This is a genomic window from Shinella yambaruensis, assembly GCF_050859155.1.
Classification (GTDB): domain Bacteria; phylum Pseudomonadota; class Alphaproteobacteria; order Rhizobiales; family Rhizobiaceae; genus Shinella; species Shinella yambaruensis.
Genome location: NZ_CP150638.1, coordinates 2,157,847 through 2,181,151, shown reverse-complemented (window position 1 = coordinate 2,181,151; position 23,305 = coordinate 2,157,847). Strand labels below are relative to the sequence as shown.

The 23,305-nt window shown below is 65.1% G+C and carries 21 protein-coding genes; 13 read left to right on the top strand and 8 right to left on the bottom strand.

Annotated features, from left to right (window positions below; translation table 11 throughout):
- Positions 1–28: 28 nt before the first annotated feature.
- Both zigA and znuA read right to left on the bottom strand, forming a co-directional pair.
- Positions 29–1,234: a zinc metallochaperone GTPase ZigA gene (zigA, locus tag WMC41_RS10770; protein ID WP_432348106.1), complete on the bottom strand. Its 1,206-nt coding sequence runs from the start codon at positions 1,232–1,234 to the stop codon at positions 29–31.
- A gap of 330 nt (positions 1,235–1,564) precedes the next feature.
- Entirely contained in the window at positions 1,565–2,590 is a 1,026-nt protein-coding gene (gene znuA, locus WMC41_RS10765; RefSeq protein ID WP_432348105.1) for a zinc ABC transporter substrate-binding protein ZnuA, read from the bottom strand.
- A 99-nt stretch (positions 2,591–2,689) separates the two neighbouring features.
- Between znuA and WMC41_RS10760 the strand changes: the two genes are divergently transcribed.
- From WMC41_RS10760 to WMC41_RS10750, 3 genes are read left to right on the top strand one after another with little or no spacing between them, the layout of a single operon-like run.
- The gene (locus tag WMC41_RS10760; protein ID WP_432348104.1) at positions 2,690–3,619 is read left to right on the top strand and encodes an ATP-binding cassette domain-containing protein; all 930 of its coding nucleotides are present in this window, start codon (positions 2,690–2,692) and stop codon (positions 3,617–3,619) included.
- On the top strand, positions 3,612–4,442 hold the full coding sequence (gene znuB / locus WMC41_RS10755; protein WP_432348102.1) for a zinc ABC transporter permease subunit ZnuB: 831 nt from the start codon (positions 3,612–3,614) through the stop codon (positions 4,440–4,442). The genes WMC41_RS10760 and znuB overlap by 8 nt, the downstream gene beginning before the upstream one ends.
- Entirely contained in the window at positions 4,439–4,834 is a 396-nt protein-coding gene (locus tag WMC41_RS10750; protein ID WP_133033032.1) for a Fur family transcriptional regulator, read from the top strand. Before znuB ends, WMC41_RS10750 begins: the two co-directional genes overlap by 4 nt.
- A gap of 239 nt (positions 4,835–5,073) precedes the next feature.
- Here WMC41_RS10750 and WMC41_RS10745 read toward each other — a convergent pair whose 3' ends face one another.
- The gene (locus WMC41_RS10745; protein WP_432348100.1) at positions 5,074–7,089 is read right to left on the bottom strand and encodes a caspase family protein; all 2,016 of its coding nucleotides are present in this window, start codon (positions 7,087–7,089) and stop codon (positions 5,074–5,076) included.
- Positions 7,090–7,189: 100 nt separating this feature from the next.
- Entirely contained in the window at positions 7,190–7,717 is a 528-nt protein-coding gene (locus tag WMC41_RS10740) for a gamma carbonic anhydrase family protein (protein WP_432348099.1), read from the bottom strand.
- A gap of 109 nt (positions 7,718–7,826) precedes the next feature.
- Here WMC41_RS10740 and dusA point away from each other — a divergent pair, with 109 nt between their 5' ends.
- Both dusA and WMC41_RS10730 read left to right on the top strand, forming a co-directional pair.
- Positions 7,827–8,906, top strand: a complete 1,080-nt coding sequence (gene dusA / locus WMC41_RS10735; RefSeq protein ID WP_432348098.1) for a tRNA dihydrouridine(20/20a) synthase DusA — start codon at positions 7,827–7,829, stop codon at positions 8,904–8,906.
- Between the two features lie 220 nt (positions 8,907–9,126).
- Entirely contained in the window at positions 9,127–9,714 is a 588-nt protein-coding gene (locus WMC41_RS10730; RefSeq protein WP_244769678.1) for a J domain-containing protein, read from the top strand.
- A gap of 15 nt (positions 9,715–9,729) precedes the next feature.
- On the opposite strand, the gene WMC41_RS10725 is transcribed toward WMC41_RS10730, so the two are convergent.
- Positions 9,730–10,152, bottom strand: coding sequence for a hypothetical protein (locus tag WMC41_RS10725; RefSeq protein ID WP_432348097.1), 423 nt, complete (start codon positions 10,150–10,152; stop codon positions 9,730–9,732).
- Between the two features lie 988 nt (positions 10,153–11,140).
- On the opposite strand from WMC41_RS10725, the gene WMC41_RS10720 reads away from it, so the two are divergent.
- Positions 11,141–12,655, top strand: coding sequence for an anti-phage dCTP deaminase (locus tag WMC41_RS10720; RefSeq protein WP_432348095.1), 1,515 nt, complete (start codon positions 11,141–11,143; stop codon positions 12,653–12,655).
- A gap of 20 nt (positions 12,656–12,675) precedes the next feature.
- Here WMC41_RS10720 and uvrB read toward each other — a convergent pair whose 3' ends face one another.
- On the bottom strand, positions 12,676–15,699 hold the full coding sequence (uvrB, locus tag WMC41_RS10715; protein ID WP_432348093.1) for an excinuclease ABC subunit UvrB: 3,024 nt from the start codon (positions 15,697–15,699) through the stop codon (positions 12,676–12,678).
- A 113-nt stretch (positions 15,700–15,812) separates the two neighbouring features.
- Here uvrB and WMC41_RS10710 point away from each other — a divergent pair, with 113 nt between their 5' ends.
- Positions 15,813–16,757 (top strand): hypothetical protein, encoded by a 945-nt coding sequence (locus WMC41_RS10710; RefSeq protein WP_244769594.1) that lies wholly within the window; start codon positions 15,813–15,815, stop codon positions 16,755–16,757.
- Positions 16,758–16,808: 51 nt separating this feature from the next.
- Here the strand turns inward: WMC41_RS10710 and WMC41_RS10705 are convergent, their stop codons facing one another.
- Positions 16,809–17,441 carry a hypothetical protein gene (locus WMC41_RS10705; protein ID WP_432348092.1) on the bottom strand — a complete coding sequence of 211 codons (633 nt, stop codon included), beginning with the start codon at positions 17,439–17,441 and terminating at the stop codon, positions 16,809–16,811.
- A gap of 275 nt (positions 17,442–17,716) precedes the next feature.
- On the opposite strand from WMC41_RS10705, the gene WMC41_RS10700 reads away from it, so the two are divergent.
- Together WMC41_RS10700 and WMC41_RS10695 are read left to right on the top strand one after the other, a co-directional pair.
- Positions 17,717–18,736 carry a sensor histidine kinase gene (locus WMC41_RS10700; protein WP_432348091.1) on the top strand — a complete coding sequence of 340 codons (1,020 nt, stop codon included), beginning with the start codon at positions 17,717–17,719 and terminating at the stop codon, positions 18,734–18,736.
- Between the two features lie 4 nt (positions 18,737–18,740).
- The gene (locus WMC41_RS10695) at positions 18,741–19,517 is read left to right on the top strand and encodes a LytR/AlgR family response regulator transcription factor (RefSeq protein WP_244769597.1); all 777 of its coding nucleotides are present in this window, start codon (positions 18,741–18,743) and stop codon (positions 19,515–19,517) included.
- Here the strand turns inward: WMC41_RS10695 and WMC41_RS10690 are convergent.
- Positions 19,462–20,430, bottom strand: coding sequence for a LysR family transcriptional regulator (locus WMC41_RS10690; RefSeq protein ID WP_432348089.1), 969 nt, complete (start codon positions 20,428–20,430; stop codon positions 19,462–19,464). The two genes, WMC41_RS10695 and WMC41_RS10690, sit on opposite strands and share 56 nt — an antisense overlap.
- Before the next feature lie 88 nt (positions 20,431–20,518).
- On the opposite strand from WMC41_RS10690, the gene WMC41_RS10685 reads away from it, so the two are divergent.
- Genes WMC41_RS10685 through WMC41_RS10670 form a run of 4 tightly spaced genes read left to right on the top strand, consistent with a single transcriptional unit; the run spans position 20,519 to position 23,298 of the window.
- Positions 20,519–21,106, top strand: a complete 588-nt coding sequence (locus WMC41_RS10685; RefSeq protein WP_432348088.1) for an NAD(P)H-dependent oxidoreductase — start codon at positions 20,519–20,521, stop codon at positions 21,104–21,106.
- Positions 21,103–21,363, top strand: coding sequence for a hypothetical protein (locus WMC41_RS10680; protein ID WP_432348086.1), 261 nt, complete (start codon positions 21,103–21,105; stop codon positions 21,361–21,363). Before WMC41_RS10685 ends, WMC41_RS10680 begins: the two co-directional genes overlap by 4 nt.
- 57 nt (positions 21,364–21,420) lie before the next feature.
- Positions 21,421–21,774: a DMT family protein gene (locus WMC41_RS10675; protein ID WP_244769600.1), complete on the top strand. Its 354-nt coding sequence runs from the start codon at positions 21,421–21,423 to the stop codon at positions 21,772–21,774.
- Between the two features lie 57 nt (positions 21,775–21,831).
- On the top strand, positions 21,832–23,298 hold the full coding sequence (locus tag WMC41_RS10670; protein ID WP_288077795.1) for a DUF1800 domain-containing protein: 1,467 nt from the start codon (positions 21,832–21,834) through the stop codon (positions 23,296–23,298).
- Positions 23,299–23,305: the final 7 nt, after the last annotated feature.

Below are 23,305 nucleotides of genomic sequence, written 5' to 3'. Positions count from 1 at the left end.
GGCAAGGCCGGGCGGCCTCCTCATCCTCTCACCCCGCCTGGCGAACCCAGAGCGGGAAGGGATCCGGCAGGTTCGTCCAGCGCGCCGGCTCGAAAGCATCCGCCTCGACGAGACAGGTGTCGAGCCGGCGGCGGAGCGCGGCTTCATCCATCGGGTCCGCGCCGATGAAGACGAGCTCCTGCCGCCGGTCGCCCCAGACGGGATCCGACACGCGGGCGATGGCCTCGACCGCCGCCGGGTCCTGCGGCCAATGCGGGCGCGGCACGGCGGCCCACCAGAGGCCGAGCCGGCCGCTCCTGACCAGCGCGCCCGCCTGGCTCAGTTCGCCGACATGGTGCGGCCGGGTGGCGAGCCAGAAGAAGCCCTTGGCGCGGATGACGCCAGGCCAGCTCTCGTCGAGGAAGGCCTTGAACCGGGCCGGATGGAACGGCTTCCTCGCGCGGTAGACGAAGGCGCGGATGCCGTATTCCTCGGTCTCCGGCACATGGTCGCCGAAGCCGTGCAGTTCCTTGAACCAGAGCGGGTGCTCGCTCGCCTTCTCGAAATCGAAGCGGCCGGTGCCGAGGATGTCGGCGAGTTCGACGCGGCCGAAATCCGTTTCGATGACCTGCGCGGAGCTGTTGAGGCTGCCGACGATCTGGCGCGCGGCGCGCAGGTCGGCGGGGCTGGCCGCGCCGGTCTTGTTGATGACGACGACATCGGCGAACTCGATCTGCTCGACGAGCAGCTCCACCAGCGTGCGTGTATCGCCTTCGCCGGCCGTCTCGCCGCGGTCGGCGAGAAAGTCCTCGGAAGCGTAGTCCTTCAGCAGGTTGGCGGCGTCGACGACGGTCACCATCGTGTCCAGCCGGGCGACATCCGAAAGGCTCCGGCCGTTCTCGTCGCGGAAATCGAAGGTGGTGGCGACGGGCAGCGGCTCGGAAATGCCGCTCGATTCGATCAGCAGGTAGTCGAAGCGGTTCATCTCCGCCAGCCGGCGGACCTCGGCGAGGAGGTCGTCGCGCAGCGTGCAGCAGATGCAGCCGTTCGTCATCTCGACGAGCTGTTCGTCGGTGCGCGAAAGGTCCGCCCCGCCATCGCGGATGAGGGCGGCGTCGATGTTGACCTCGCTCATGTCGTTGACGATGACGGCGACGCGCAGGCCGCTGCGGTTGTTCAGCACATGATTGAGCAGCGTCGTCTTGCCGGCGCCGAGGAAGCCGGAGAGCACGGTGACGGGAAGGCGGTTGTCCATGACGTGATTACCTTTAATGTTATACCATTACATTCGTGAGGCTGAAAAAGGCGGGATGCTCCCGCCTGGTTCTTCGTCGTCTCGCTCCGGCCGGGGCAGGGCGGTCGCCCGTGGAGTTCGACGTTGCCGCTCGCCCTTTCCCCTGCGGGGAGAAGGTGGCCCCCACGGGTCTCGCCAAAGGCGAGCCCGAGGGCAGGCTCCGGATCGGTTAGCGGGGCTCGGATGGAGATCGTTTGCGTCCTCGCCACCCCCTCATCCGCCTGCCGGCACCTTCTCCCCGCGGGGGAGAAGGGGGTGTGGCGATGGTTTCCTCCACAGGCGATCGCCCGCTCAGCTCGCCTGTCCGAGGCAATCGCGCAGCGACGTCGCGATGCTTCGCATCAGGGTGAAATAGAGGTCCGCGCCGGGCTCCAGCGTCGCGGCTTCCGGGTCGAGCGTGCCGGATTTCGCGTCGGTGCCCTCGATGACGACGTTCACCAGCTTGGGCTCGAACTGCGGCTCGGCGAAGACGCAGGTCGCGCCGAGCGTCTTCACCTTCTCGCGGATTTCCGTGAGGCGCGCGGCGCCGGGCATGGTTTCCGGGCTGACGGTGATGGAGCCGGCGGTGTTCACGCCGTAATGGTGCTCGAAATACTGGTAAGCGTCATGGAAGACGATGAAGGGCTTGTCCTTCACGGGGGCGATGGTTGCGGCGATCTCCTTGTCGAGCGTGCCGAGCTTTTCCGTCAGCGCGGCGAGGTTCGCCTTGTAGGCGTCGGCATTGCCCGGATCCTTTTCCGACAGGACGCGGGTGGCTTCGGCGGCGATGGCGCGGGCATTGTCGGGGCTCAGCCACAGGTGCATGTCGAAGGCGCCGTGTTCGTGCCCTTCATGCCCGGCTTCCCCGGCATGGCCCGCATGGTCGCCTTCGGCCTCCTTGTCGTGGTCGTGGCCTTCCTCGCCGTGGGCGTGATCATGGCCGTCCTCGCCCTCGTGCGCATGCGCCTCGAACGGGCCGCCTTCGCGGAAGGGCAGCTTTTCGAGGCCGGGCGCGTCCTCCAGCTCCACGACGGTCGCCTTGTCGCCGAGCGCTTCCAGCGGCTTTTCGAGGAAGGCTTCCAGGCCGTGGCCCATCCAGAAGACGACGTCGGCATCCTGCAGCGCCGCGGCATTGGACGGCTTCAGTGCGTAGGTGTGTGGCGAGGCCGCGCCTTCGACGACCAGCGCCGGCTCGCCGACGCCCTGCATGATCGCGGCGACGAGCGAATGGACCGGCTTGATCGACACGACCACGTTCGGCGTTTCGGCCCGCGCGGCGATGGTGCCGGCGGAAAGAAGCGCGGTGGTGAGGAGGAGGGCGCGAACGGCCTTTTGCATGGGGATCTCCGTCTTGAATGGCAATGTAATGTTATTACATCAATTGCGTTATGCTATAACGTGTGCCATACCCTGACGCAACAGGCTTTTGGAAAAATGATGCTGCAAACCCCCACCAGGACCGTCCCGCCGCTCGTCTCGCTTGCGGGCGTCGGCGTTCGCCGCCAGGGCCGCTGGCTCGTGCGCGGCGTGGAATTCTCCATCGCACCGGGCGAGATCGTCACGCTGATCGGCCCCAACGGCTCCGGCAAGTCGACGACGGCCAAGACGGCGATCGGCGTGCTCAAGGCCGACGAGGGCAGGGTGGAGCGCAAGGCCGGCCTCAAGGTCGGCTACGTGCCGCAGAAGCTGTCGGTCGACTGGACCATGCCGCTGACCGTCGACCGGCTGATGACGCTGACCTCGCCGCTGAAGGGCGCGGAGATCGACGCCGCGCTGGACGCGACCGGCATCCGCCATCTCGCCCGCGCCGAGGTGCAGCACCTTTCGGGCGGCGAGTTCCAGCGCGCGCTGCTGGCCCGGGCGATCGCCCGCAAACCGGACCTCCTGGTGCTCGACGAGCCGGTGCAGGGCGTCGACTTTTCCGGCGAGATCGCGCTCTACGACCTCATCAAGACGATCCGCAACACCACCGGCTGCGGCATCCTGCTGATCTCGCACGACCTGCATGTGGTGATGGCGGAAACCGACACCGTCGTCTGCCTCAACGGCCATGTCTGTTGCCGGGGCACGCCGGAAACCGTCAGCCAGAGCCCGGAATATCTGAAGCTCTTCGGCGCTCGCGCCGGGCAGACGCTCGCCTTCTACAACCACAACCACGACCACACGCACCTGCCGGACGGCCGCGTGCTGCACGCCGACGGCTCGATCACCGACGACTGCCGGCCGGACGACGGGCGCCCCGTCGACATCCTGCCGAGCGGCGGGCGGGCGGGGCCGATGCGCATCGGCCATGTGCACGGGCCGAACTGCGGCTGCGATCCCGGCCCGGCGCCGGCCGGCAGCGGCAGGGAGCGGCGCGATGCTTGACGATTTCTTCATCCGTGCCCTCGTTGCCGGCGTGGGGCTGGCGGTCACCGCCGGGCCGCTCGGCTGTTTCGTCGTCTGGCGGCGCATGGCCTATTTCGGCGACACGATGGCGCATTCGGCGCTGCTCGGCGTCGCGCTGTCGCTGCTGATGGAGTTCAACCTGCTGCTCTCCGTCTTCATCGTCGCGGCCTCCGTCTCGCTCCTCCTGCTGCTGCTGCAGCGGCGCGGCACGCTGTCCACCGACGCGCTGCTCGGCATCCTCTCGCATGCGACGCTGGCGATCGGCCTCGTCATCGTCTCCTTCATGACCTGGGTGCGCATCGACCTCGTCGGCTTCCTGTTCGGCGACATTCTCGCCGTCACGCGCGCCGACGTGGACCTCGTCTGGGGCGGCGGCATCCTCGTCACCTTCGCCATCGTCTGGATGTGGCGCCCGCTGATCGCCTCGACGGTCAACCCGGAGCTGGCGGAGGCGGAAGGCCTGCAGCCGGAGCGCACGCGGCTTGCCTTCATGCTTCTGATGGCGCTGGTCATCGCCATCGCCATGAAGATCGTCGGCATCCTGCTGATCACCTCGCTTTTGATCATCCCTGCCGCCACCGCCCGGCGCTTTTCCACGAGCCCGGAGATCATGGCCGTGCTCGCCTCCATCGTCGGGGCGCTCGCCGTCGTCGGCGGGCTCTTCGGTTCCTTGAAATTCGACACGCCCTCCGGTCCCTCGATCGTGGTTGCAGCACTGGCCCTGTTCATTCTAAGCCTGCTCACCAAGCCGAGGATGAGCGGAGCGGAACATTCGGCGGCAAGCCAGGGAGGTCGGGCATGACCACGCAACCATTGACGCGCAACCAGGGCCTCGTCTTCGACGTGCTGACGCATTCCGAAGGCCCGCTCAGCGCCTATTCGATCCTCGACAAGCTGCGCGACGACGGGTTTCGCGCGCCGCTGCAGGTCTACCGGGCCCTCGACAAGCTGCTGGAGTTCGGCCTCGTGCACCGGCTCGAAAGCATCAACGCCTTCGTCGCCTGCGCCCATCCGGAGGAGGGCTGCCACGCCCACGGCATCACCGCCTTCACGATCTGCGAGACCTGCGGCAAGGTCACCGAGTTCCACGACCATGTCATCGAGGACCGGCTGAAGGGCTTTGCCAAGGACCGCAACTTCAAGACCGGCAAGACGACGATCGAGATCCGCGGCACCTGCGCGGGCTGTGCCTGAGGCACTTCCGCTTTCCTCCGGATCGCGGAAATGCCCTGCTCATGCTGAGCTGACGACGTCCGCGAACCTCTCCTGCGTCATGGTCGGGCTCGACCCGACCATCCATGCCGCGGGTGGAGCTTGGATCCTCGGGGCGAGCCCGAGGATGACGGAGCATTTGGAGCGATGGCTGTCATCGAACTGCATCCGTTTGTTTTCGTGTAAAGCCGCTCCGCACCCTTGCGGGGATCGCTCCCGGTTCAACTGGCCTGCCGGTTGAAGATCGCCTCGACGGCACGAACGGTCGAAGGGCCGAACTGGCCGTCGAGCTGGCCGGTATAGACGCCGGCATCGGTCAGGATGCGCTGCAGCTCCTTGCGGAAGGCGAGCGACCAGGCGCGGCTGTTCTCCTTCACCTGCCGAAGCGATTCCTGATGGCCGAGGCGAAGCGCCCGTTCGAACCAGCGGGCGGCCTCCTTCGGATCCGCGTCCTTGACGTCCCCGTCGAGTAGCGCGGCGACATTGTGGACGCCGTATGTGTTGCCCTTGTCGGCGGCCATGCGGTACCAGCGCATCGCCTCTTCCTTGTCCTTCTTCACCGTCCGGCCGTTTTCATAGAAGGTGCCGATATTGTTCATGCCCTGCGCGTCGCCCGCGGCGGCGGCCTTGCGGTACCAGTGCATGGCCTCGACATCGTCGCGCTTGACGCCGCGGCCGTTTGCCAGCGCCCAGCCGAGATTCGTCATCGACGCGGCGCTGCCGCCGTCGGCAGCCTTCCTGTACCAGGCGAACGCTTCCTTCAGGTCCTGTTTCACGCCGAGGCCGAGGTCGTAGAAGTCGCCGATATTCTGCATGGCAACGGGGATGCCGGCATCGGCGGACTTGCGGTACCATTCCAGCGCCGCGTTCAGATCCTCCGGCACGCCCTTGCCGTTGCGGTAGAGCAGGCCGACATTGTTCATTGCGAGCCCGTTGCCGAGCTCGGCCGACTGGCGGAACCAGCGCATGGCCTCGGCATAGTCCTGGGACGTGCCTTCCCCGTTCTCGTAGAGGATGGCGAGGTTGCGCATGGCCTGGTGGTTGCCGAGATCGGCCGCCTTGCGGTATGCCGCCAGCGCTTCTGGAAAACGGCCGCCGTGATCCAGCGACCGGCCGAGCTGGTAGAAGAAGCGCTTTTCCTGCGGATTGTCGCGGATCGCCGCCTCGCAGGCCGGGATGGCGCGGGCGAAGTCTATATCGTAAAAGCCTATCGGCTTCGTGGAGGCGAGCCTGAACGGGTCGTTTTCGGCAGCCGCAAGGCGGTCGCACTCCGTTTCGCCCGTCGCCTCCCGCACGCTGACGACGGGCGCGAGATCGGCCATGCGCTGGCGGGCTATGTTGGCAAAGGCGCATGTCGGGAAAAGCCGCAGGTGATCCTCGAACATCACCTTGTCCTTGCTCTCGCGGATCTCGGCCCAGTGCGCCGCCGCATCCCGGCAGGGATCGTTGTGGCCGATCGTGCCGGAGGCATCGGGCGCCAATCCCTTGCCGAGCATGACCGTTTCGAACAGCGAGCCGGTCTTGAAGGGGCGCTGCTTGCCGCCCGTCGCCTCGAACACGTCCTTGGCGACGGCCCGGAGCGCCGCTTCGACCTCGAGGCCCGGCACGACGAGGTGGCGGGAAAGCGCCGTCGCATAGGGGCTCATCGTGCCCTCGCCATCGAGCGCCACTTCGCCCGGCGCCGTGGCATAGCCGATCAGCATGTTGCTTTCCGCGCTGTCCACCCGCGCAAGGCCGCGGGTCGGGATGCCGCGGGTGGAGAGCCGCTTCATGGAGGTCAGGAACGGGTTGTCGCGGCAGGCATCCAGCAGCACGAGCTTCAGCTTCGTGGCGCCCGCCAGCGCATGCAGCAGGTCGTCGAGCAGGATCGTCTCGTACTTGACGTCGCGGTCCGAGGCGAGCTTCGCATCGACCGGAATGAGGAAATTGTCGCCGTTCACCTCGATGCCGTGGCCGGAATAGTAGATGAGGCCGATATCGGCGCCGGTGGCCTTCTCCTCGAAGGCGGCGAGCGCCGCCGACATCGCCGCGCGGCCGGCATCCTGCAGCACCGTCACCTCGAAGCCGGCGCCCTCCAGCGTCGCCTTCATGGTCGTGATGTCGTTGGGCGGGTTCTTCAGCACGGTCGCCGGCGCGGCATAGCCGGCATTGCCGATCAAGAGGGCGGCCTTGCGCTCGGCAAGGGCCGGTTGGCCGATGACGACGGCAAGAAACAGGATGGCGAGACGAAGCAGCATGGTCCCCTCACGCGGCCTTCATGGATGGCGGGGGAAGTATGCCGCAACCTTGTCGTGCGGGGAAGTTTCGCCGGTGGATTTTTCCGGTCGAATGCGTGGATCAGAGCGCCTTGAGGCCGTTCTTGAAGCGCTGCCAGTTGCGCACATAGCTTTCGGCCGAGCGGGTGAGGCCGGCAATGGCGGCCTCGTCCAGCGTGCGGATCGCCTTGGCGGGGGACCCGACGATCAGGGAATTGTCCGGGAAGACCTTTCCTTCCGTCACCAGCGCATTGGCGCCGACGAGGCAGTTCCTGCCGATGACGGCGCCGTTCAGCACCGTCGCGCCCATGCCGACCAGGGAGTTGTCGCCGATCGTGCAGCCGTGGATGATGGCGCCGTGGCCGATCGTGCAGCCTTCGCCGATCGTCACCGGCTTGCCCGGATCGGTGTGCACGATGACGCCCTCCTGGATGTTCGAGCGCGCGCCGACGGTGATCGGCTCGTTGTCGCCGCGCAGCGTGGCGCCGAACCAGATGCCGACATCCGCGCCGAGCACCACGCGGCCGATGACATTCGCATCCGGCGCCACCCAGTAGCGCCCGCCTTCGGGAAGCGTCGGCTGCTTGTCGTCGAGGGCATAGAGCGGCATGGGGTCCTCCGGCGGTTCTGATTCCTCCCGCCACTCTAGCACCCCGCCGGGCGGGCGGGGAAAGAGGCGAGGGTGGTTTTTTGGCCGGTGATGGGGTATGAGCCCGGCCATGACGAACGCAGCGACATTCTACCGGCAGGCCGTGACGGCGGGGACGAAGATTTTCGCCACCGCGCCGATGATCGACTGGTCCGACCGGCATTATCGCGTCTTCGCGCGGCAGCTGACGAAGAACGCGCTGCTCTTCACCGAGATGATCGTCGCCGACGCGATCCTGCGCGGCGACCGCGAGCGGCTGCTCGGCTTCGACGCGGTGGAGCACCCCGTCGCGCTGCAGCTCGGCGGCAACGATCCGGCAAAACTCGCCGAGGCGGCGCGGATCGGCGAGGGGTTCGGCTATGCCGAGATCAACCTCAATGTCGGCTGCCCCTCGGACCGGGTGCAGTCCGGCACGTTCGGCGCCTGCCTGATGCGCGAGCCGCAGCTCGTGGCGGACTGCGTGGCGGCGATGAAGGCGGCGGTCGCCATTCCCGTCACCGTCAAGTGCCGCATCGGCGTCGACGACCAGGACCCCGAGGTGGCGCTGCGCGACCTCGTCTCGCGCGTGACGCTCGCCGGCACGGACGCCGTCTGGGTCCATGCGCGAAAGGCGTGGCTGCAAGGGCTCTCGCCGAAGGAGAACCGGGACATCCCGCCGCTCGACTACGGCCTCGTGCGCCGGCTGAAGGCGGAGAACCCGGACCTTTTCGTCGGGCTCAATGGCGGGCTCCACACCCTGAGCCAGGCACTCGAAGAGATGACGGGGCTGGACGGCGTCATGCTCGGACGGGCTGCCTATCAGGATAGCGGCATCCTGACGGGCGTGGACGATCTCTTTCCGCATCCGCTTCAGGGGGGCAGCCCGCCGTCCGGCCGTGTCTCCGATCCGGGGGCGCTTTCCGCCGATTATTGGGAGGCGGTGCGGGACGCGATGATGGCCTATGCGGGCGATGTGATCGCCCGGGGCGGACGGGTGGCGCATGTGACGCGGCACATGATCGGGCTCTTCCAGGGCTTTCCGGGGGCGCGAAAATACCGGCAGATCCTTTCCACCGACGCGACCAAGCCGGGGGCGGGGCCGGAGGTGATCGCGGCCGCCTTCGCGGCGGTGCTGTCGGGGCGGAGCGAAGCGGCCGCGGCGGCGGAATAGCGCTTTCTGTGCACCGCCCCGGGCTCACCACAATTTCGTCCCCTCGGGGTCGGAGACTTTGGAGCAGTTCCGCTTTTCTCCGAATCGCGAAAACGCTCTAGCCCTTTGTTTTGCCGCATTTCCGGACGCAAAACCGCTTCGCACTTTTGCTGGAAATGCTCTAGACAGACGACGCAGTAGAAGAAGACGGACAGGTGGCCGCGTGATCGATCCCTATGCCATGCTCGGACTAGAGCGCGATGCCGACGACAACCAGGTGAAGGCGGCCTACCGCAAGGCCGCCAAGGGCATGCATCCCGATTCCGGCGGCGACGCGGACCAGTTCGCCCGCCTGCAGACCTGCTACGACCTTTTGCGCGACCCCGTGCGGCGAAAAGTCTTCGACGATACCGGCTTCGACCCGCAGCTCGCCGATCCGCGCGACCTCAAGGGCCTGATGCTGCTCGAACCGCTGGTCAACGACGTGATCCTCGACGAGCGCGAGCCCGGCAGCTTCGATCCGCTGGCGGCGATGCGCCGGAAGCTCTCCGACGACATCGTCAAGAGCCGCTTCCACATCCTCGAGCTGGAGCGCCACCGCAACCGCGTGCGCCAGCATATCGACCGGCTCGGCCGCAAGGCGGGCACGGATTTTCTCGGCTCCATGCTGCGCGCCCGCTCGCAGTCGATCGCCGAGGCGATCCGCACCGCGGAAGGGCAGATCCAGGCCATCGAGCAGGCCTATTCCATGCTGGAAGGCTATTCCTACGAGCTCGCCGCCGCGCTCGACCCCCTGCCGGTCGAGGTGAAGGGCGAGGCGGCGGAATAGGCCGGCCGCGCCGTCTCAAACCGTCAGCGGCGGCTCGTCGCCCTCGTAGCGCACCGGCGGCTTTTTCGCCCGCGCGGCGGCGAAGGCGCGGAACTCGGTAAGCGCGGCGCCCCGCAGGAGCGGGCGGGCGACCTCCACCGCGGCGTCCTGCAGGGCGCGGGTCTCGCGCCAGGGCGAGGCGAAGGAGAGCTTGCCCCAGGAATTGCCGAGATCCCGGACGTCGCGCGCGATTGCGGCGACGTCATCGAACAGGCGGCGCTGCGCCGCGTCGAGATTGGCGAGGCAGCAGGGCTCCTGCGTGCCGTGGAAGAACCAGGCGCAGCGCCCCTGGCGGCGGCAGGCGCGGATGCGGCAGACGCGCTGCGGCAGGGCCAGCATCTCGGCCGCGCGGGCGAGCAGGTGACGGTCGGGCGGGGGAAGCTGGTACGTCCTGGGCATCGGGTTTCCTCTGAGATGGGGGAGGCGGGGCCGGGGGCGCGGACATGCCGCGTCCGGCGCTCGCTCCGGCCTTGAAGTCGTGCGGACACAAGTCCGCATCGCCGCGCGTGGAAAAGAACCGCGCCGGGGTCTGTGCATCGGCTTTCGGACGGGGCGCTGGAAGCCGCCGGGTCAGAAATATGTATATGACGCCTTTCAGCGCCCCGTTCGGCGGTTTCTGCCCGCGACTTGGGTCTCTCTGCAAAGGCCGGGTGCAAGAATGTTGGCCGCCGGTTTCCGGGGCGGGTTCTGTCCGGTTTTGCGCGCCGGGCAGGCTCGCCCTGAGCCCGGCCCGGACGGAAAGGTTTTTTACGCCTTTCCCGGGAAAACGCCGCTCCGGCGGACGATGCCGACGCATCCGCCACGCCCGGCCTCCTTGTGTGCCGCACAGGCACGCCCGACGCGCCGTCCGGGGCTGAAACGACAGGGCCGGTCCGACGCCCTGGCGCTTCCCCCGTGTCGCCGGAGGGAGACCATTTTCCGCGAGCCCCCTTGGCGGCGGCTTACGTCCGTCCCCCGCCAAAAGCGCCGACCCCGCCTCGCCGCAACGCCTTGCGGTGTATCCGCGGCGGGATGAGGGGAGTATGGCATGGGTGGATGGGGTGGGGAAAAACGATGTATTTATAAGTTACTACACAGCAAAGCACGTACTCATGCTCCACTAGCTATTTTCAAGTGTTTCAATGGCTTGACCGCAATTTTGCATTAAGAATTGGTACTCTTTTTTTCATCATTGCGAGGGGGAACATGCTGCGTATCTTCCTGCCTAATAGCAGGCCTATCGAATTTATCGCTACGCCAGTCTGAAAAATAGGACCGATGTGATTCGATCACTTTTTCCAATCGCCGAGTTGCCGCAATAGTTGCATTAGTGGTGTTTGATTTTACAACCATTTTGTGCCCTCCTGATAGTCGTATTCTACCCTCGCACGATTCGAAATGTAGTTCCATGACATCTCTGATCTCACGGCTTGAATTTCCCGAAATTGTTATCGGCCTAGTTGCGCCGATCGGAACGGCATTGGGGGAGACGATAGCGGAAACGCGCAGCTACTTTGCCGCGAACGGATACACTACTCATGAAATCCGTGTAACGGACGTTTTCAAGCAGATGCAGAAAATTGTTCCTCCCAAACAGCCCTTGATAGAGAGACCGCTCGCTCAACGCTATGACACATACATCAAGTATGGAAACCAGTTGAGAAATTTCTCAAAAGATTCGTCCGTTCTGGCTGCTCTAACGATTCAAAGTATCGTGGAAACGAGACTGAAGGCGAGTTCTAGTGAAAACGAGAGGTTTACAAAGAACGTTTTTATTGTTCACCAATTCAAGAGGCCGGAGGAAATAGACCTTCTTAGAGCCGTGTATGGAAAGATATTCTTTCAGGTATCCGTTTATTCGATGCGGTCATCCAGAGTCGATTACCTTGCTCGAAAATTTGCTGAAGATGCCGGGGAGGCGGTGCATAGTTCATTTCGCTCCGCGGCGGAGCAGCTTATTGATATTGATGAAAATCAAGTGCGTGAAAAGTATGGGCAGCGCGTAGCAAAAATTTTTCATGACGCTGACTTAATAATAAATCGAGATATTCGAAAACCAACGGCAAACGAACAGCTTACGCGATTTTTAGAGCTGTTATTTTCTTCAAATACAATTACTCCTACAAAAATTGAATACGGGATGTTTGCGGCAAAATCTGCGGCGTTGCGTACGTCAGACCTTTCTAGGCAGGTGGGAGCCGCAGTTTTTAGCAAAAAAGGAGAGATTATTTCACTTGGATCAAACGAGGTCCCGAAAGCAGGTGGCGGAACTTACTGGCCGGACGAAGAGTTTGATGACAGAGAATTTCGCCGGAAAGTTGACTCCAACGATAAAAGAAAAAAAGAGATACTTGAAGATATCGTAAGGAAACTTGGATTAAATTGGGATTCTTTAACGTTGGAGCAAATTAACGCCATAAATGAATCAAGTTTCATGGATGCGCTTGAGTATGGGCGAATAGTTCATGCCGAAATGTCAGCTATTTCTGATGCTGCTAGGTTGAGAGGGTCTCTATCGGGAGCTGTATTATATAGTACAACATTTCCATGTCATATGTGTGCAAAGCACATCGTTTCGAGCGGAATAGATAAGGTTTTTTATTTAGAGCCATATCCAAAAAGTTTGGCGTCACGCTTACATGCAGATTCTATAGACATAGATAGTCAAGAGAGAGGGGAGTATAAATTGTTTCCCGCTGTCGATTTTACGCATTTTTACGGAATTACCCCCCGTCGCTATAGAGAGCTTTTCCAGAGAGCTAAACGAAAAGATAAAGAAGGCCGCTTGCAAGATTACAATGATGGTAAGAAAATACCATATGTCGATCTGAAATCACCATTTTACGCACAGCTAGAGGACACTGTCTTAGAGAGTTTGAAGTTGGCGCTTATAAGATTGGGTGAAAAGGGCTCACTCGATTAAGCGGCGCTATTGTCCAGTCGTCACCGCCCTGGCCGCCCCGTTTTCCCTTTGGTGCGCCCCTTGCGCTTTACCTCCGCCGGGTCCTCATAACTCCCGACGCCGATCTTCCCGCGCCTCACCGGCTTGGCGTCCTCGGCGCTGGTGGTGCGGTCTGGCTGGCCTTCGAGGAGGGGGGCTTGGCGCTTCTTGGTGCCGATGGTTTCCGGGGGGCGGTCCGGCAGGTCGCCGGTGACGGGTTTTTCGGTGCGGCCGACGGTCATTTCGTCGAGCGTGTTCCTGCGGAAGAGGGATCTGCCCGCCGGGGTCGCGACGTCGCGGCCCATCTCGTCCAGGTGCGGCTTGCGGAAGAGGGGGCGCTCGGTGTCGGTGCCCGGGCCCATGTCGTCGAGCGAGGGTTTCTGGAAGAGGGATTTTGAGGCGGTCTTGCCAGAAGCGGCACCCCCCTCTGTCCTGCCGGACATCTCCCCCTCAAGGGGGGAGATCGACTCGCGGCGGGGTTTCCCACTCTTTGCTCCACCTTCCTGCGCCTTTGCCTCGTCCCGCGCCATCGGATCGTCCATGACGGCGAGTTCGGCGGCCTTGAGGCGCTTGATCTCGTCGCGGATGCGGGCGGCGGCTTCGAAGTCGAGGTCGGCGGCGGCGTCGCGCATCTGCTTTTCGAGCGCTTCGAGATGGGCCTTCAGGTTGTTGCCGACGAGGTGGCCGGCATCGGCAAACCCCTTGCCGGAGACGCCGGAAATGTCGGCGCGGACGTGGTCGCGCTCGTAGACCGAATCGAGGATGTCGGAGATCTTCGCCTTCACCGATTCCGGGGTGATGCCGTTGGCCTCGTTGTAGGCCACCTGCTTTTCGCGGCGGCGGCTCGTCTCGTCCATGGCGCGCTGCATGGAGCCGGTGATCTGGTCGGCATAGAGGATGACCTTGCCGTCGACGTTTCGCGCCGCGCGCCCGATGGTCTGGATAAGCGACGTCTCCGAGCGCAAAAAACCTTCCTTGTCGGCGTCGAGGATGGCGACGAAGCCGCATTCGGGAATGTCGAGGCCCTCGCGCAAGAGGTTGATGCCGACCAGCACGTCGAAGGCGCCGAGGCGCAGGTCGCGGATGATCTCGATGCGCTCCAGCGTGTCGATGTCCGAGTGCATGTAGCGCACGCGAACGCCCTGTTCGTGCAGGTATTCGGTAAGATCCTCGGCCATGCGCTTGGTGAGCACGGTGACGAGCGTGCGGTAGCCGGCCTGCGCGGTCTCGCGGATCTCGCCCAGCACGTCGTCCACCTGGCTTTTGGCCGGGCGCACCTCGACGGGCGGGTCGATGAGGCCGGTCGGGCGGATGACCTGCTCGGCGAAGACGCCGCCGGACTGCTCCAGCTCCCAGCCGCCGGGCGTCGCCGAGACGGCGATGGTGTCCGGGCGCATGGCGTCCCATTCCTCGAAGCGCAGGGGGCGGTTGTCCATGCAGGAGGGCAGGCGGAAGCCGTATTCGGCCAGCGTCGCCTTGCGGCGGAAGTCGCCGCGGTACATGGCGCCGATCTGCGGGATCGTGACGTGGCTTTCGTCGATGAAGATCAGCGCGTTGTCCGGCACGTATTCGAAGAGGGTCGGCGGCGGCTCGCCGGGGCGACGGCCGGTCAGGTAGCGCGAATAGTTCTCGATGCCGGCGCAGGAGCCGGTGGCTTCCAGCATTTCCAGGTCGTAGCGCGTACGCTGTTCGAGGCGTTGCGCCTCCAGCAGGCGGCCGGCCTTTTCCAGCTCGGTGAGGCGGTGCTTCAGTTCCTCGCGGATGCCCTTGATCGCGCCGTTCAGCGTCGGGCGGGGGGTGACGTAGTGGCTGTTGGCGTAGATCTTCACCGATTTCAGGTCGCCGGTCTTCTGGCCGGTCAGCGGGTCGAACTCGGTGATCGCGTCGATCTCGTCGCCGAACATCGAGATGCGCCAGGCGGCATCCTCAAGGTGGGCGGGGAAGATCTCTATGGTGTCGCCGCGGACGCGGAAGGAGCCGCGCTGGAAATCCATCTCGCGGCGCTTGTATTGCTGGGCTACGAGGTCGGCCAGCAGCTGGCGCTGGTCGAGCCGTTCGCCGACCTCCATCTGGAAGGTCATGGCCGTGTAGGTCTCGACCGAGCCGATACCGTAGATGCAGGAGACCGAGGCGACGATGATGCAATCGTCGCGCTCCAGCAGCGAGCGCGTCGCGGAGTGGCGCATGCGGTCGATCTGCTCGTTGATCGAGCTCTCCTTCTCGATATAGGTGTCCGAGCGGGGAACGTAGGCTTCCGGCTGGTAGTAGTCGTAGTAGGAGACGAAATATTCGACCGCGTTTTCCGGGAAGAAGTTCTTGAACTCGCTGTAGAGCTGGGCGGCGAGCGTCTTGTTCGGGGCGAGGATGACGGCGGGGCGCTGCGTCTCCTCGATCACCTTGGCCATGGTGAAGGTCTTGCCCGAGCCGGTGACGCCGAGCAGGACCTGGCTGCGCTCGCCGTCGGAAAGGCCGTCGACGAGGTCCTTGATGGCCGTCGGCTGGTCGCCGGCGGGCTGGTAGTCGCTGATCATGCGGATCGGGATGCCGCCTTCCGACTTTTCCGGCCGGGCGGGGCGGTGCGGCGTCCACAGCTTGCCGTCCTTGAAGAGGGGGTTGCCGCTCTCGATGAGCTTCGACAGGGCCTCCACGGTGGCGGTCACGCCGGAGCCCTTCTCCAGCGCGGCGGCATCCTCCAGCGAGACGTCGAGGCCGGAGACCGGCATCAGGCCGGCGGCGGCGCGGGTCTTCGGGTCGGACGAGCCGCCGATCGAGACGCCGCGGGACGTCTTGGAGACCGTGACCTGCTCGCTGTGGCGGCGGGCGGCATTCTCCACCGTCTTGCGGTGCTTGCCTGCCTTGGAGGCGACCTCGCGGCGGCTTTCGACGCTCGCGGCCTCCGCCTCGGCCTCGAGCTGCTTCACCCAGTCGGAGACGCTGCCGCTGAGCGGCGCGCCCTCAAAGTCCGACTGCGGGGCTTCCTCGAAACCGGGGTTCGAGGGCGGGGATTTCTTCGGTGATCTGGCCATGCGGGGAATATGGAGAGAGTCATCCGGAAAGGAAAGGGGGCGTGAGTACAAAAGGGAAACGAATTTGCCGCCGTCCCCGGCCGTTATCCTCGAAACACGGTCTGGGGGCGCGCATGAGCACGGTGGACGAGGCGGCACTGATGCCGAAGGAGGGCTCGCTGGACGCGCTGCACGGCGCGGTGGCGGAGTACAACGCGGCGCGGCCGAAGGTGGCGCGCGACATGTATGTCACCGTGACGCTGCTGCTCGGCGTCTACCTGCTCTTCTCGGTGCTCGTGCTCTATCTCGTCGCGACGCAGATCGAGGAGGACTGGACCTTCGTCACGCTGGCCGCGCTGATCGTCGGGGGAACCTTCGTCTGGAAATTCGCCGTGGCGCCGGCAAAGCGCTTCCAGCAGACGCTGCGCGACCGCATGCTGCCGCTGGTCTTCGGCTTCGTCGACGAGGTGCAGTACGTTCACGGCGCGACGCCGCGCTTCATCGCCGGCATGCCGGGCAAGGAGTTCGTGCAGCGCGACCGCGCCGTGCATGGCGACATGATCGCCGGCGTGCACGAAGGGCTGGCCTTCACGCTTTCCGAAACGGAGCTGAGCACCGGCAGCGGCAAGAGCCGGCAGACCACCTTCAAGGGCGTGATCTTCCATTTCCTGCGGGAGGAGGAGTTTCCCGGCCTCTTGATCGCCGCGCGCAAGCCGAACGCCGTGCACCGCTTCATGCGCGACCTCTTCGGCGGCTCCCGGCTGGCGCTGGTGACGAGCGGCAATGTGGAGGTGGACGTGTCGCACGAGTTCCGCACCGACCGTGCGGAGGCGGCGACGCCGATCGTGCAGGGCACGCTCGCGAAGGCGCTGGACTATCTCGCGAGCGTGTGGCGGGACGATGTGGTGCGCCTCGCCCTCACGGGGCGCGAATGCTACCTGCTGGTGCCGACCAGGAAGGATTTCTTCGAGCTGCCGCCGGTGGATACGCCCATCGACTTCGACCGCTACATCCGGCCGATGATCCGCGATCTCGTGACGCTGCTGGCGACGGCGCAGCTCGTGCGCAAGATCGGCTAGGAACACGAAACGCCGGCCGGGCCGGCGTTTCGCGTCGCCTGGGAGGAGCGGTCAGAGGATGAAGTCACCCTTGTAGAGGTCGCTGAAGGAATCGACTTCCAGGATGAAGTCGGCCTTCTTGTCGCCGTTGACGTCGCCCATGACGAGCTTGGTGTAGTGGCCGTTGTTGAGCTGGGTCTCGGTCCAGGTCAGCTCGCCCTTCTTGCCGCTGAAGGCCGCGCCTTCCTTGGCGACGAAGGTGAAGGCGTCGTTCTTCTTGGTGCCGGCGATGGCGTCGATGGCGGACAGGTCGATCTTGTCGCGGCCGTCGAACGTGTTCGACTTGAACTGCTCGATCACGTCGCGGCGGCCCTCGGCCTTGCCGATCTCCGCAATGCTCTTGAAGACGAAGCGGTCTCCGCCGTCGCCGCCCCACATCTTGTCGACACCGGCGCCGCCGATGATGACGTCGCGGCCATCGCCGCCGTGGATCTGGTCGTTGCCCTTGCCGCCTTCGATGTAGTTCTTGAAGTCGCCGCCATAGATGATGTCGTTGCCATTGCCGCCGTAAATCTTGTTGTAGGCGCTGGAGTGGCCGAAAATCCGGTCGTTGCCGCCGTAGCCGTAGATCTTGTAGACGGAATCGCCGTTCATCGGGTCCGCCATCAGGAAGTTGTTCTTGTTGTCGCCTTTGAGTGTAGCCATGGAATATCTCCGGAATCATGAAACATCGGCGGCGTCCAGCCAACCGGTGCGCATGAATGGTCGGGCGCTGTCCGGCTTGTGAAGCGCAGGAGCGGCGAAAGGATGCAAAGCACCAGCTCAACGGGCGGCCTTTCGGTGAACGGCTGATTTTCGTCGCTGAACGGCACTCGACAGTTTTCAGGGAAAAAACGATTATTCGCGCAATGAGCACTGTATCGAGTCTGCCATTCATTCCTCACGCCGAACAGAGTGAGTCGCAGCTGCAACGGGCAACGTTGCGCTTCGGCGGGCTGTATCTGCTTGCCGTCTTCCTGAGCTCCAGCCTGCTGTGGGGGCTGGCGGGCACGGATCCGGTCGACTCGGCCGTCGGCAAGGTCTTTCTCCTGGCGATGGCCGCGCTGCTGGCGGCGCTGCTGACGATGCTGCTGGTCCGGCTGAAGGCGCTGCCGCTGCCGGCGAAGGCCGCGCTCTGCTTCACGCTGTCGCTCGTCGGCGGCGTGCTTTACTGCGGCATCGACCATGCGATCTACGCGATCTGCGTCTATCCCGCGGCGCCGATGTGGGACATGACGGGCATCGCCTACAACGTCATCTACGGCACGTCGCTCTATTTCGGCTGGAGCTGCCTGTTCCTCGCCCTGTCCTACAGTTTCGACCTGCGCGACCACGAGCGGCGGTTGGCGCTGATGCGCGAGGAGGCCATGGCGGCGCAGATGCGGGCGCTGCGCTACCAGCTCAACCCGCACTTCCTGTTCAACACGCTCAATTCGATGGCCGGGCTGATCGAGGAGGGCGAGCGCGACGATGCGCGCGACATGGTCTTCTCCCTCTCGGCCTATCTGCGCACGACGCTGGCGCTCGATCCGCTGCAGGACCTGCTGCTGGAGGAGGAAGTCGCCTTGCAGACCGGCTATCTCACCATCGAGCAGCGCCGCTTTTCCGACCGCATGGGGGTGGAGATCGACCTCCCGGAGGAGCTGCGCAAGGTCCTGGTGCCGAGCCTCATCCTCCAGCCGCTCGTCGAGAACGCCGTCAAGCACGGCGCCTGCCGCAAGGCGGGCGGCGTGACCATCGCCATCCGCGCCAGGCAGGAGGCGGGGCGCCTCTGGCTTCTCGTCGAGAACGACATGGCGCTTGCCGACCAGCTGCCCGGCGCGTCGAGCTTCGGCATCGGCCTCAGAAATGTCGGCGAGCGCCTGGCGCGGCGCTTTCCCGGCGCGAGCGGGTATCACTACGGCCGGACCGGCGATGGCCGGTTCCGCGTGACCCTGACCATGCCCATCAGGACCGCATGATCGCATGACCGAAGTTTCCGTTCTTATCATCGATGACGAACCGATCGCCCGGCGTCGCATGGTCCGCATGCTCGCGGCGATCGACGGCGTGAGCGTTGCCGGCGAGGCCGGCGACGTGCCGCAGGCGCTCGAGCAGATCGCCGCTCTCGCACCCGCCGTGCTGCTGCTCGATATCCAGATGCCCGGCGGCAGCGGCTTCGACGTGCTGGAGCAGACCGGCCCGCACGCGCCGCTGCCGATCTTCGTCACCGCCTTCGACCATCACGCCATCCGCGCCTTCGAATGCAATGCCGTGGACTACCTGACGAAGCCGGTGACGCCGGAACGGCTGCGGCAGGCGCTCGAGCGGGCGCGCGCGATGATCGTCGCCCGCGAGAACCGGGACGCGGTAACGGAGCTGCGCGAAACCGTCGCCGCGCTGCGCAAGGCGCTGCGCGAACAGGCAACGCGGCCGACGCAGTTCTGGGTGAAATCGCGCCGGGAGACCATCCGCATCCCTGCTGAAAAGGTGCTGCGGTTCCAGGCCGCCGGCGACTATGTGCAGCTGCACGCCGAGCAGGGCAGCTTTCTCTACAACGAGAGCCTCTCGGCGCTGGAGCGGCGGTTGCCGGCGGAGGATTTCCTGCGCATCAGCCGCAGTGCGATCGTGCGGCGCGACCAGGTGGTGCGCGTGAAGCGCGGGCCGCTCGGCGTGCTGCATGTGGTGCTGCGCGACGAGACCGAGATCAAGGTCGGCCGGACCTACCTGCGGGCGGTGCGGGACGGGCTGATGCAGGGGTGAGGGCGGGCGCGTCGGCGCCGGCCAGCAGATCGCGCAGCAGGTCGGCGACATGCCGGACGGCGCGATCCTTGTCGCGGCGGCGGTGCCAGGCGATGTGCAGCGGAAAGCCGGGAACGGGGATCGGCGGCCGGGCGACGTGGAAGCGGGCCGCCGCATCCGCCGGCAGGCAATGGCTCGGCATCATGGCGATGAGATCGCTTTCCTCAAGGAGCGGCGGCACCATCAGGAAGCTCGGCACGACGATGCCGACGCGGCGGCTGCGGCCGAGGGCGGAAAGCTGGTCGTCGAAGCCGCTGCGCGTATCGCCGCGGCCGGAGACCAGGATGTGCGGATAGGCGAGCCAGCCGTCGAGCGAGAAGCCGCGGGCGGCCGGATGGTCCCGGCGCATCGCCACGACATAGTGTTCCTCCAGCACCGTCTCGCAATGGAAGGCGGCCGCGTCGACGCTGGGGAAGACCGAGACCGCGATGTCGCTCGCCCCGCGCGCCAGAGCCTCCAGCGCCGCCGATGCGCCATGCCAGGGCTGGATGACGATATCGATGCCGGGGGCGGAGCCGGCGAGCGCCCGGTGCAGCGGACCGGCGATCAGGATGCCCGGATGGTCCGCCGTGACGATGCGCACCGTCCGGCGGATCTCGGCGAGCGGTTCCTCCGGCGCATCGACGACGGCGGCGATGCCGGCGAGAAGGGCCTTCAACGGGTCGCGCAGCGCGTCCGCCCGCGGCGTCAGGCGCATGCCGCCCTTGCCGCGCTCCAGCAGCGGATCGCCGAACAGGTGGCGGCAGCGGTCCAGCGCGCTCGATGTCGCCGGCTGCGACAGGTTCAGCTTGGCGGCGGCGCGCGAGACATGTGCCTCGTCGAGCAGGGCATCGAGCACGACGAGAAGGTTGAGGTCGATCGATCGTAAATTCATGAAATCGATAATAGCATATATGAATCATCCATTGGAATGATTTCATGTCGTGCGGCATCCTGGTTACGTCAACACAGGAGACGACGCCATGAGCAAGACACTGATCCTTCTCTTTCACCCCGATCTCGCCCGCTCGCGCGCCAATGCCGTGCTCGCCGCCTCGGCCCTGCGGCTGCCGGATGTCGAGCTCATCGACCTGTACGCGCTCTACCCGGACGGCAGGATCGATGCCGGCGAGGAGGCGGCCCGGCTGCTTTCGGCCGATCGCATCGTGCTGCAATTCCCGATCCAGTGGTATTCCACGCCGCCGCTCCTCAAGGCCTGGCAGGATGCGGTGCTCACCCGCATGGTCTACATCCACGACGAGGCGGAGGGCCGCCTGCTGGCGGGCAAGCCGCTGCTCGTCGCGGCGACGGCGGGCAATGTGCCGGAAGCCTATGCCCCCGGTGGCGTCAACCGGTTCACCATGGCGGAGCTGCTGCGCCCGCTGGAGGCGACCGCCCATCGCTGCGGCTTGCCGTGGCAGCCGCCCTTCCTCGTCTACCGGGCGGACACGCGCGACGAGCTCTCGCTGTTTTCCGCCGGCCGGGACTATGCCGCCACGCTCGAAGCCTGGCGCAAGACGGGCGAGCCGGAGGACGATCCGCGCCGCTATCTCGTCGAGGCCTGGGGGTGAGCCTTGGCGACGATCGCTGCTTCATCGCCCGAAAAGCCGCGGCGCGGCGGTGGGCGGGGCTGGCCGCGCTGCTCCATGTCCCGCAAGCCGTGCCGTTCGTTGCCGTGCAGAATTTGGGGTCCGGCATGCTGCGGGCGCTGCATCCCTTCAACGGCGGGCCGATGCTCGCCGCCGCGCTGGTCGTCCTCGCGAAGGCGGAGCAGCGGCCGGGCGGGGAGGATCTGTCCCTCCTGGCGATTTCGGAGTGGTGGTCTTGACGGCGGCGGCGGGTCGGGTATGCCCTTGTCCGACCTCCTTAAGAATCAGGATTCGCGATGCCCTTCAGCCTCACTCCGGCGGCCGTCTGGCCGATCGTGCTGCTCTGCCTCTCCAACGTCTTCATGACCTTCGCCTGGTACGGGCACCTGAAGTTCAAGTCCGCGCCGCTCCTCGTCGCGGTCCTGGCCAGCTGGGGCATCGCCTTCTTCGAATACTGTCTGGCGGTGCCGGCCAACCGCATCGGCCACGAGGTCTATTCGGCGGCCCAGCTCAAGACGATCCAGGAGGTGATCACCCTTGTCGTCTTCGCCGGCTTCTCGGTCTTCTGGCTGAAGGAGAGCCTGACCTGGAACCACGCCATCGGCTTCCTGCTGATCGCAGCCGGCGCGACGTTTGTGTTCAAGGGATAGGGCTCCTAAAATAGTCGCATTCCGGCGTAAGCATGGCACGGATCGGATGAGGCTTGCGTGACCACGACCTTTACGACCATGGCGTCGATACGTTTCGGCTACGGCCGAAGGCCAGGCGAGGCGGCGCCGGAGAGCGTCGATGCGCTTCTGCGCCAGGTAGAGCGCGGGACCCGCGAGACCTGCCTCTTTCCCCACGAGGGCATCGAGGGACGGCGCGCGCGGCTTCCCGCCTATCAAAAGATACTGCGCGCCTTCTATACGGCGCGCGACAGCAATACGCTGGAAAAGATTGATGGCGTCAGCGTCAATCCTCCCAATATCGTGATGGCCAATACGTTTCAGCGTGACCGGCACCTGAAGGTACGCCAGGCCGTCCTCTCTCCCAACGCCTTCTTCGAGCGGCTTGCCGCTTTCTGGTGCGACCATTTCTCGGTCGATGTGCGCAAGGGTGGTGTGATGCGCCTGCTGACGCCATTGCAGGAGGCGGAGGCGGTGCGGCCGAACCTTGCGGGCCGCTTCGCCGATCTCCTGAAGGCGGCGGTGCTGCATCCAGCCATGCTGATCTATCTCGACCAGCATCGCTCGGTCGGCCCCAAATCGTCGGAGGGGCGGAAATCGGGGCGCGGGCTCAATGAAAACCTCGCGCGCGAACTGATCGAACTACATACGATGGGCGCGGGCAGCGGCTATAGTCAGAAGGATGTGCGTTCGGCGGCCTATGTGTTGACCGGTCTGTGGTTCCGAGCGCCGCTCTACGAGACGGCCTTCCGCCCGCGAGCGGCCGAGCCGGGCACTTATCGTGTGCTTGGCCGCGCCTATGGCGGCAAGCTGCGGCAGATCGAACAGATCCACGACATGCTCGACGACCTGGCCGCGCGGGAGGAAACCTGTCGTCATATCTGCCGCAAGCTCGTCGTGCATTTCATCGCCGACGATCCGCCGGAGGCGGTGGTGGCGGCCATGGTGTCGGCCTGGAAGCGCAGTGACGGGCATCTTCTTGCCGTCTACCAAGCGATGCTGGAACATCCGCGGAGTTGGGAGGAGCACGGGCGCAAGGTGCGGCAGCCCTTCGATTTCGTCGTCGCGGCGCTGCGGGCGCTGAACGTGCCGGTGGCTGAGCTGGAGCCGAAGAAAAGAACGAAGGGCGTGCGACCGGTTGCTGACGTCGCGGCGCTGGAGGATGTGACGATGATGACGGCTGATGGAAAGGCGGCGCTCGTCACCAATCCGTTGACCGCCGGGGCGCTTGACCTGCTCGGGCAGCCGCTCTGGACCCCACCGAGCCCGGCGGGCTGGGAGGAAGGCCCCATCGCCTGGATCACCGCCAGCCAGATCACCGGGCGGATCGCCTTTGCGCAACGGCTTGCGACGCAATTTGGCAGTGGCATCGATCCCCGCACCTTTCTGAAGGATACGATGGCGGAAACGGCGCGGGCGGACACGATCGAGATCATCTCGCGTGCGCCGAACCGCGAGGTGGCGCTGGCGATGGTGCTGGCATCTCCCGAGTTCAACCATCGTTAGGAGTGGA

Coding starts and splice junctions, on each gene's coding strand:
- zigA (WP_432348106.1), bottom strand. CDS start 1,234: ATGGACAACCGCCTTCCCGTCACCGTGCTCTCCGGCTTCCTCGGCGCC.
- znuA (WP_432348105.1), bottom strand. CDS start 2,590: ATGCAAAAGGCCGTTCGCGCCCTCCTCCTCACCACCGCGCTTCTTTCC.
- WMC41_RS10760 (WP_432348104.1), top strand. CDS start 2,690: ATGCTGCAAACCCCCACCAGGACCGTCCCGCCGCTCGTCTCGCTTGCG.
- znuB (WP_432348102.1), top strand. CDS start 3,612: ATGCTTGACGATTTCTTCATCCGTGCCCTCGTTGCCGGCGTGGGGCTG.
- WMC41_RS10750 (WP_133033032.1), top strand. CDS start 4,439: ATGACCACGCAACCATTGACGCGCAACCAGGGCCTCGTCTTCGACGTG.
- WMC41_RS10745 (WP_432348100.1), bottom strand. CDS start 7,089: ATGCTGCTTCGTCTCGCCATCCTGTTTCTTGCCGTCGTCATCGGCCAA.
- WMC41_RS10740 (WP_432348099.1), bottom strand. CDS start 7,717: ATGCCGCTCTATGCCCTCGACGACAAGCAGCCGACGCTTCCCGAAGGC.
- dusA (WP_432348098.1), top strand. CDS start 7,827: ATGACGAACGCAGCGACATTCTACCGGCAGGCCGTGACGGCGGGGACG.
- WMC41_RS10730 (WP_244769678.1), top strand. CDS start 9,127: ATGCTCGGACTAGAGCGCGATGCCGACGACAACCAGGTGAAGGCGGCC.
- WMC41_RS10725 (WP_432348097.1), bottom strand. CDS start 10,152: ATGCCCAGGACGTACCAGCTTCCCCCGCCCGACCGTCACCTGCTCGCC.
- WMC41_RS10720 (WP_432348095.1), top strand. CDS start 11,141: ATGACATCTCTGATCTCACGGCTTGAATTTCCCGAAATTGTTATCGGC.
- uvrB (WP_432348093.1), bottom strand. CDS start 15,699: ATGGCCAGATCACCGAAGAAATCCCCGCCCTCGAACCCCGGTTTCGAG.
- WMC41_RS10710 (WP_244769594.1), top strand. CDS start 15,813: ATGAGCACGGTGGACGAGGCGGCACTGATGCCGAAGGAGGGCTCGCTG.
- WMC41_RS10705 (WP_432348092.1), bottom strand. CDS start 17,441: ATGGCTACACTCAAAGGCGACAACAAGAACAACTTCCTGATGGCGGAC.
- WMC41_RS10695 (WP_244769597.1), top strand. CDS start 18,741: ATGACCGAAGTTTCCGTTCTTATCATCGATGACGAACCGATCGCCCGG.
- WMC41_RS10690 (WP_432348089.1), bottom strand. CDS start 20,430: ATGAATTTACGATCGATCGACCTCAACCTTCTCGTCGTGCTCGATGCC.
- WMC41_RS10685 (WP_432348088.1), top strand. CDS start 20,519: ATGAGCAAGACACTGATCCTTCTCTTTCACCCCGATCTCGCCCGCTCG.
- WMC41_RS10675 (WP_244769600.1), top strand. CDS start 21,421: ATGCCCTTCAGCCTCACTCCGGCGGCCGTCTGGCCGATCGTGCTGCTC.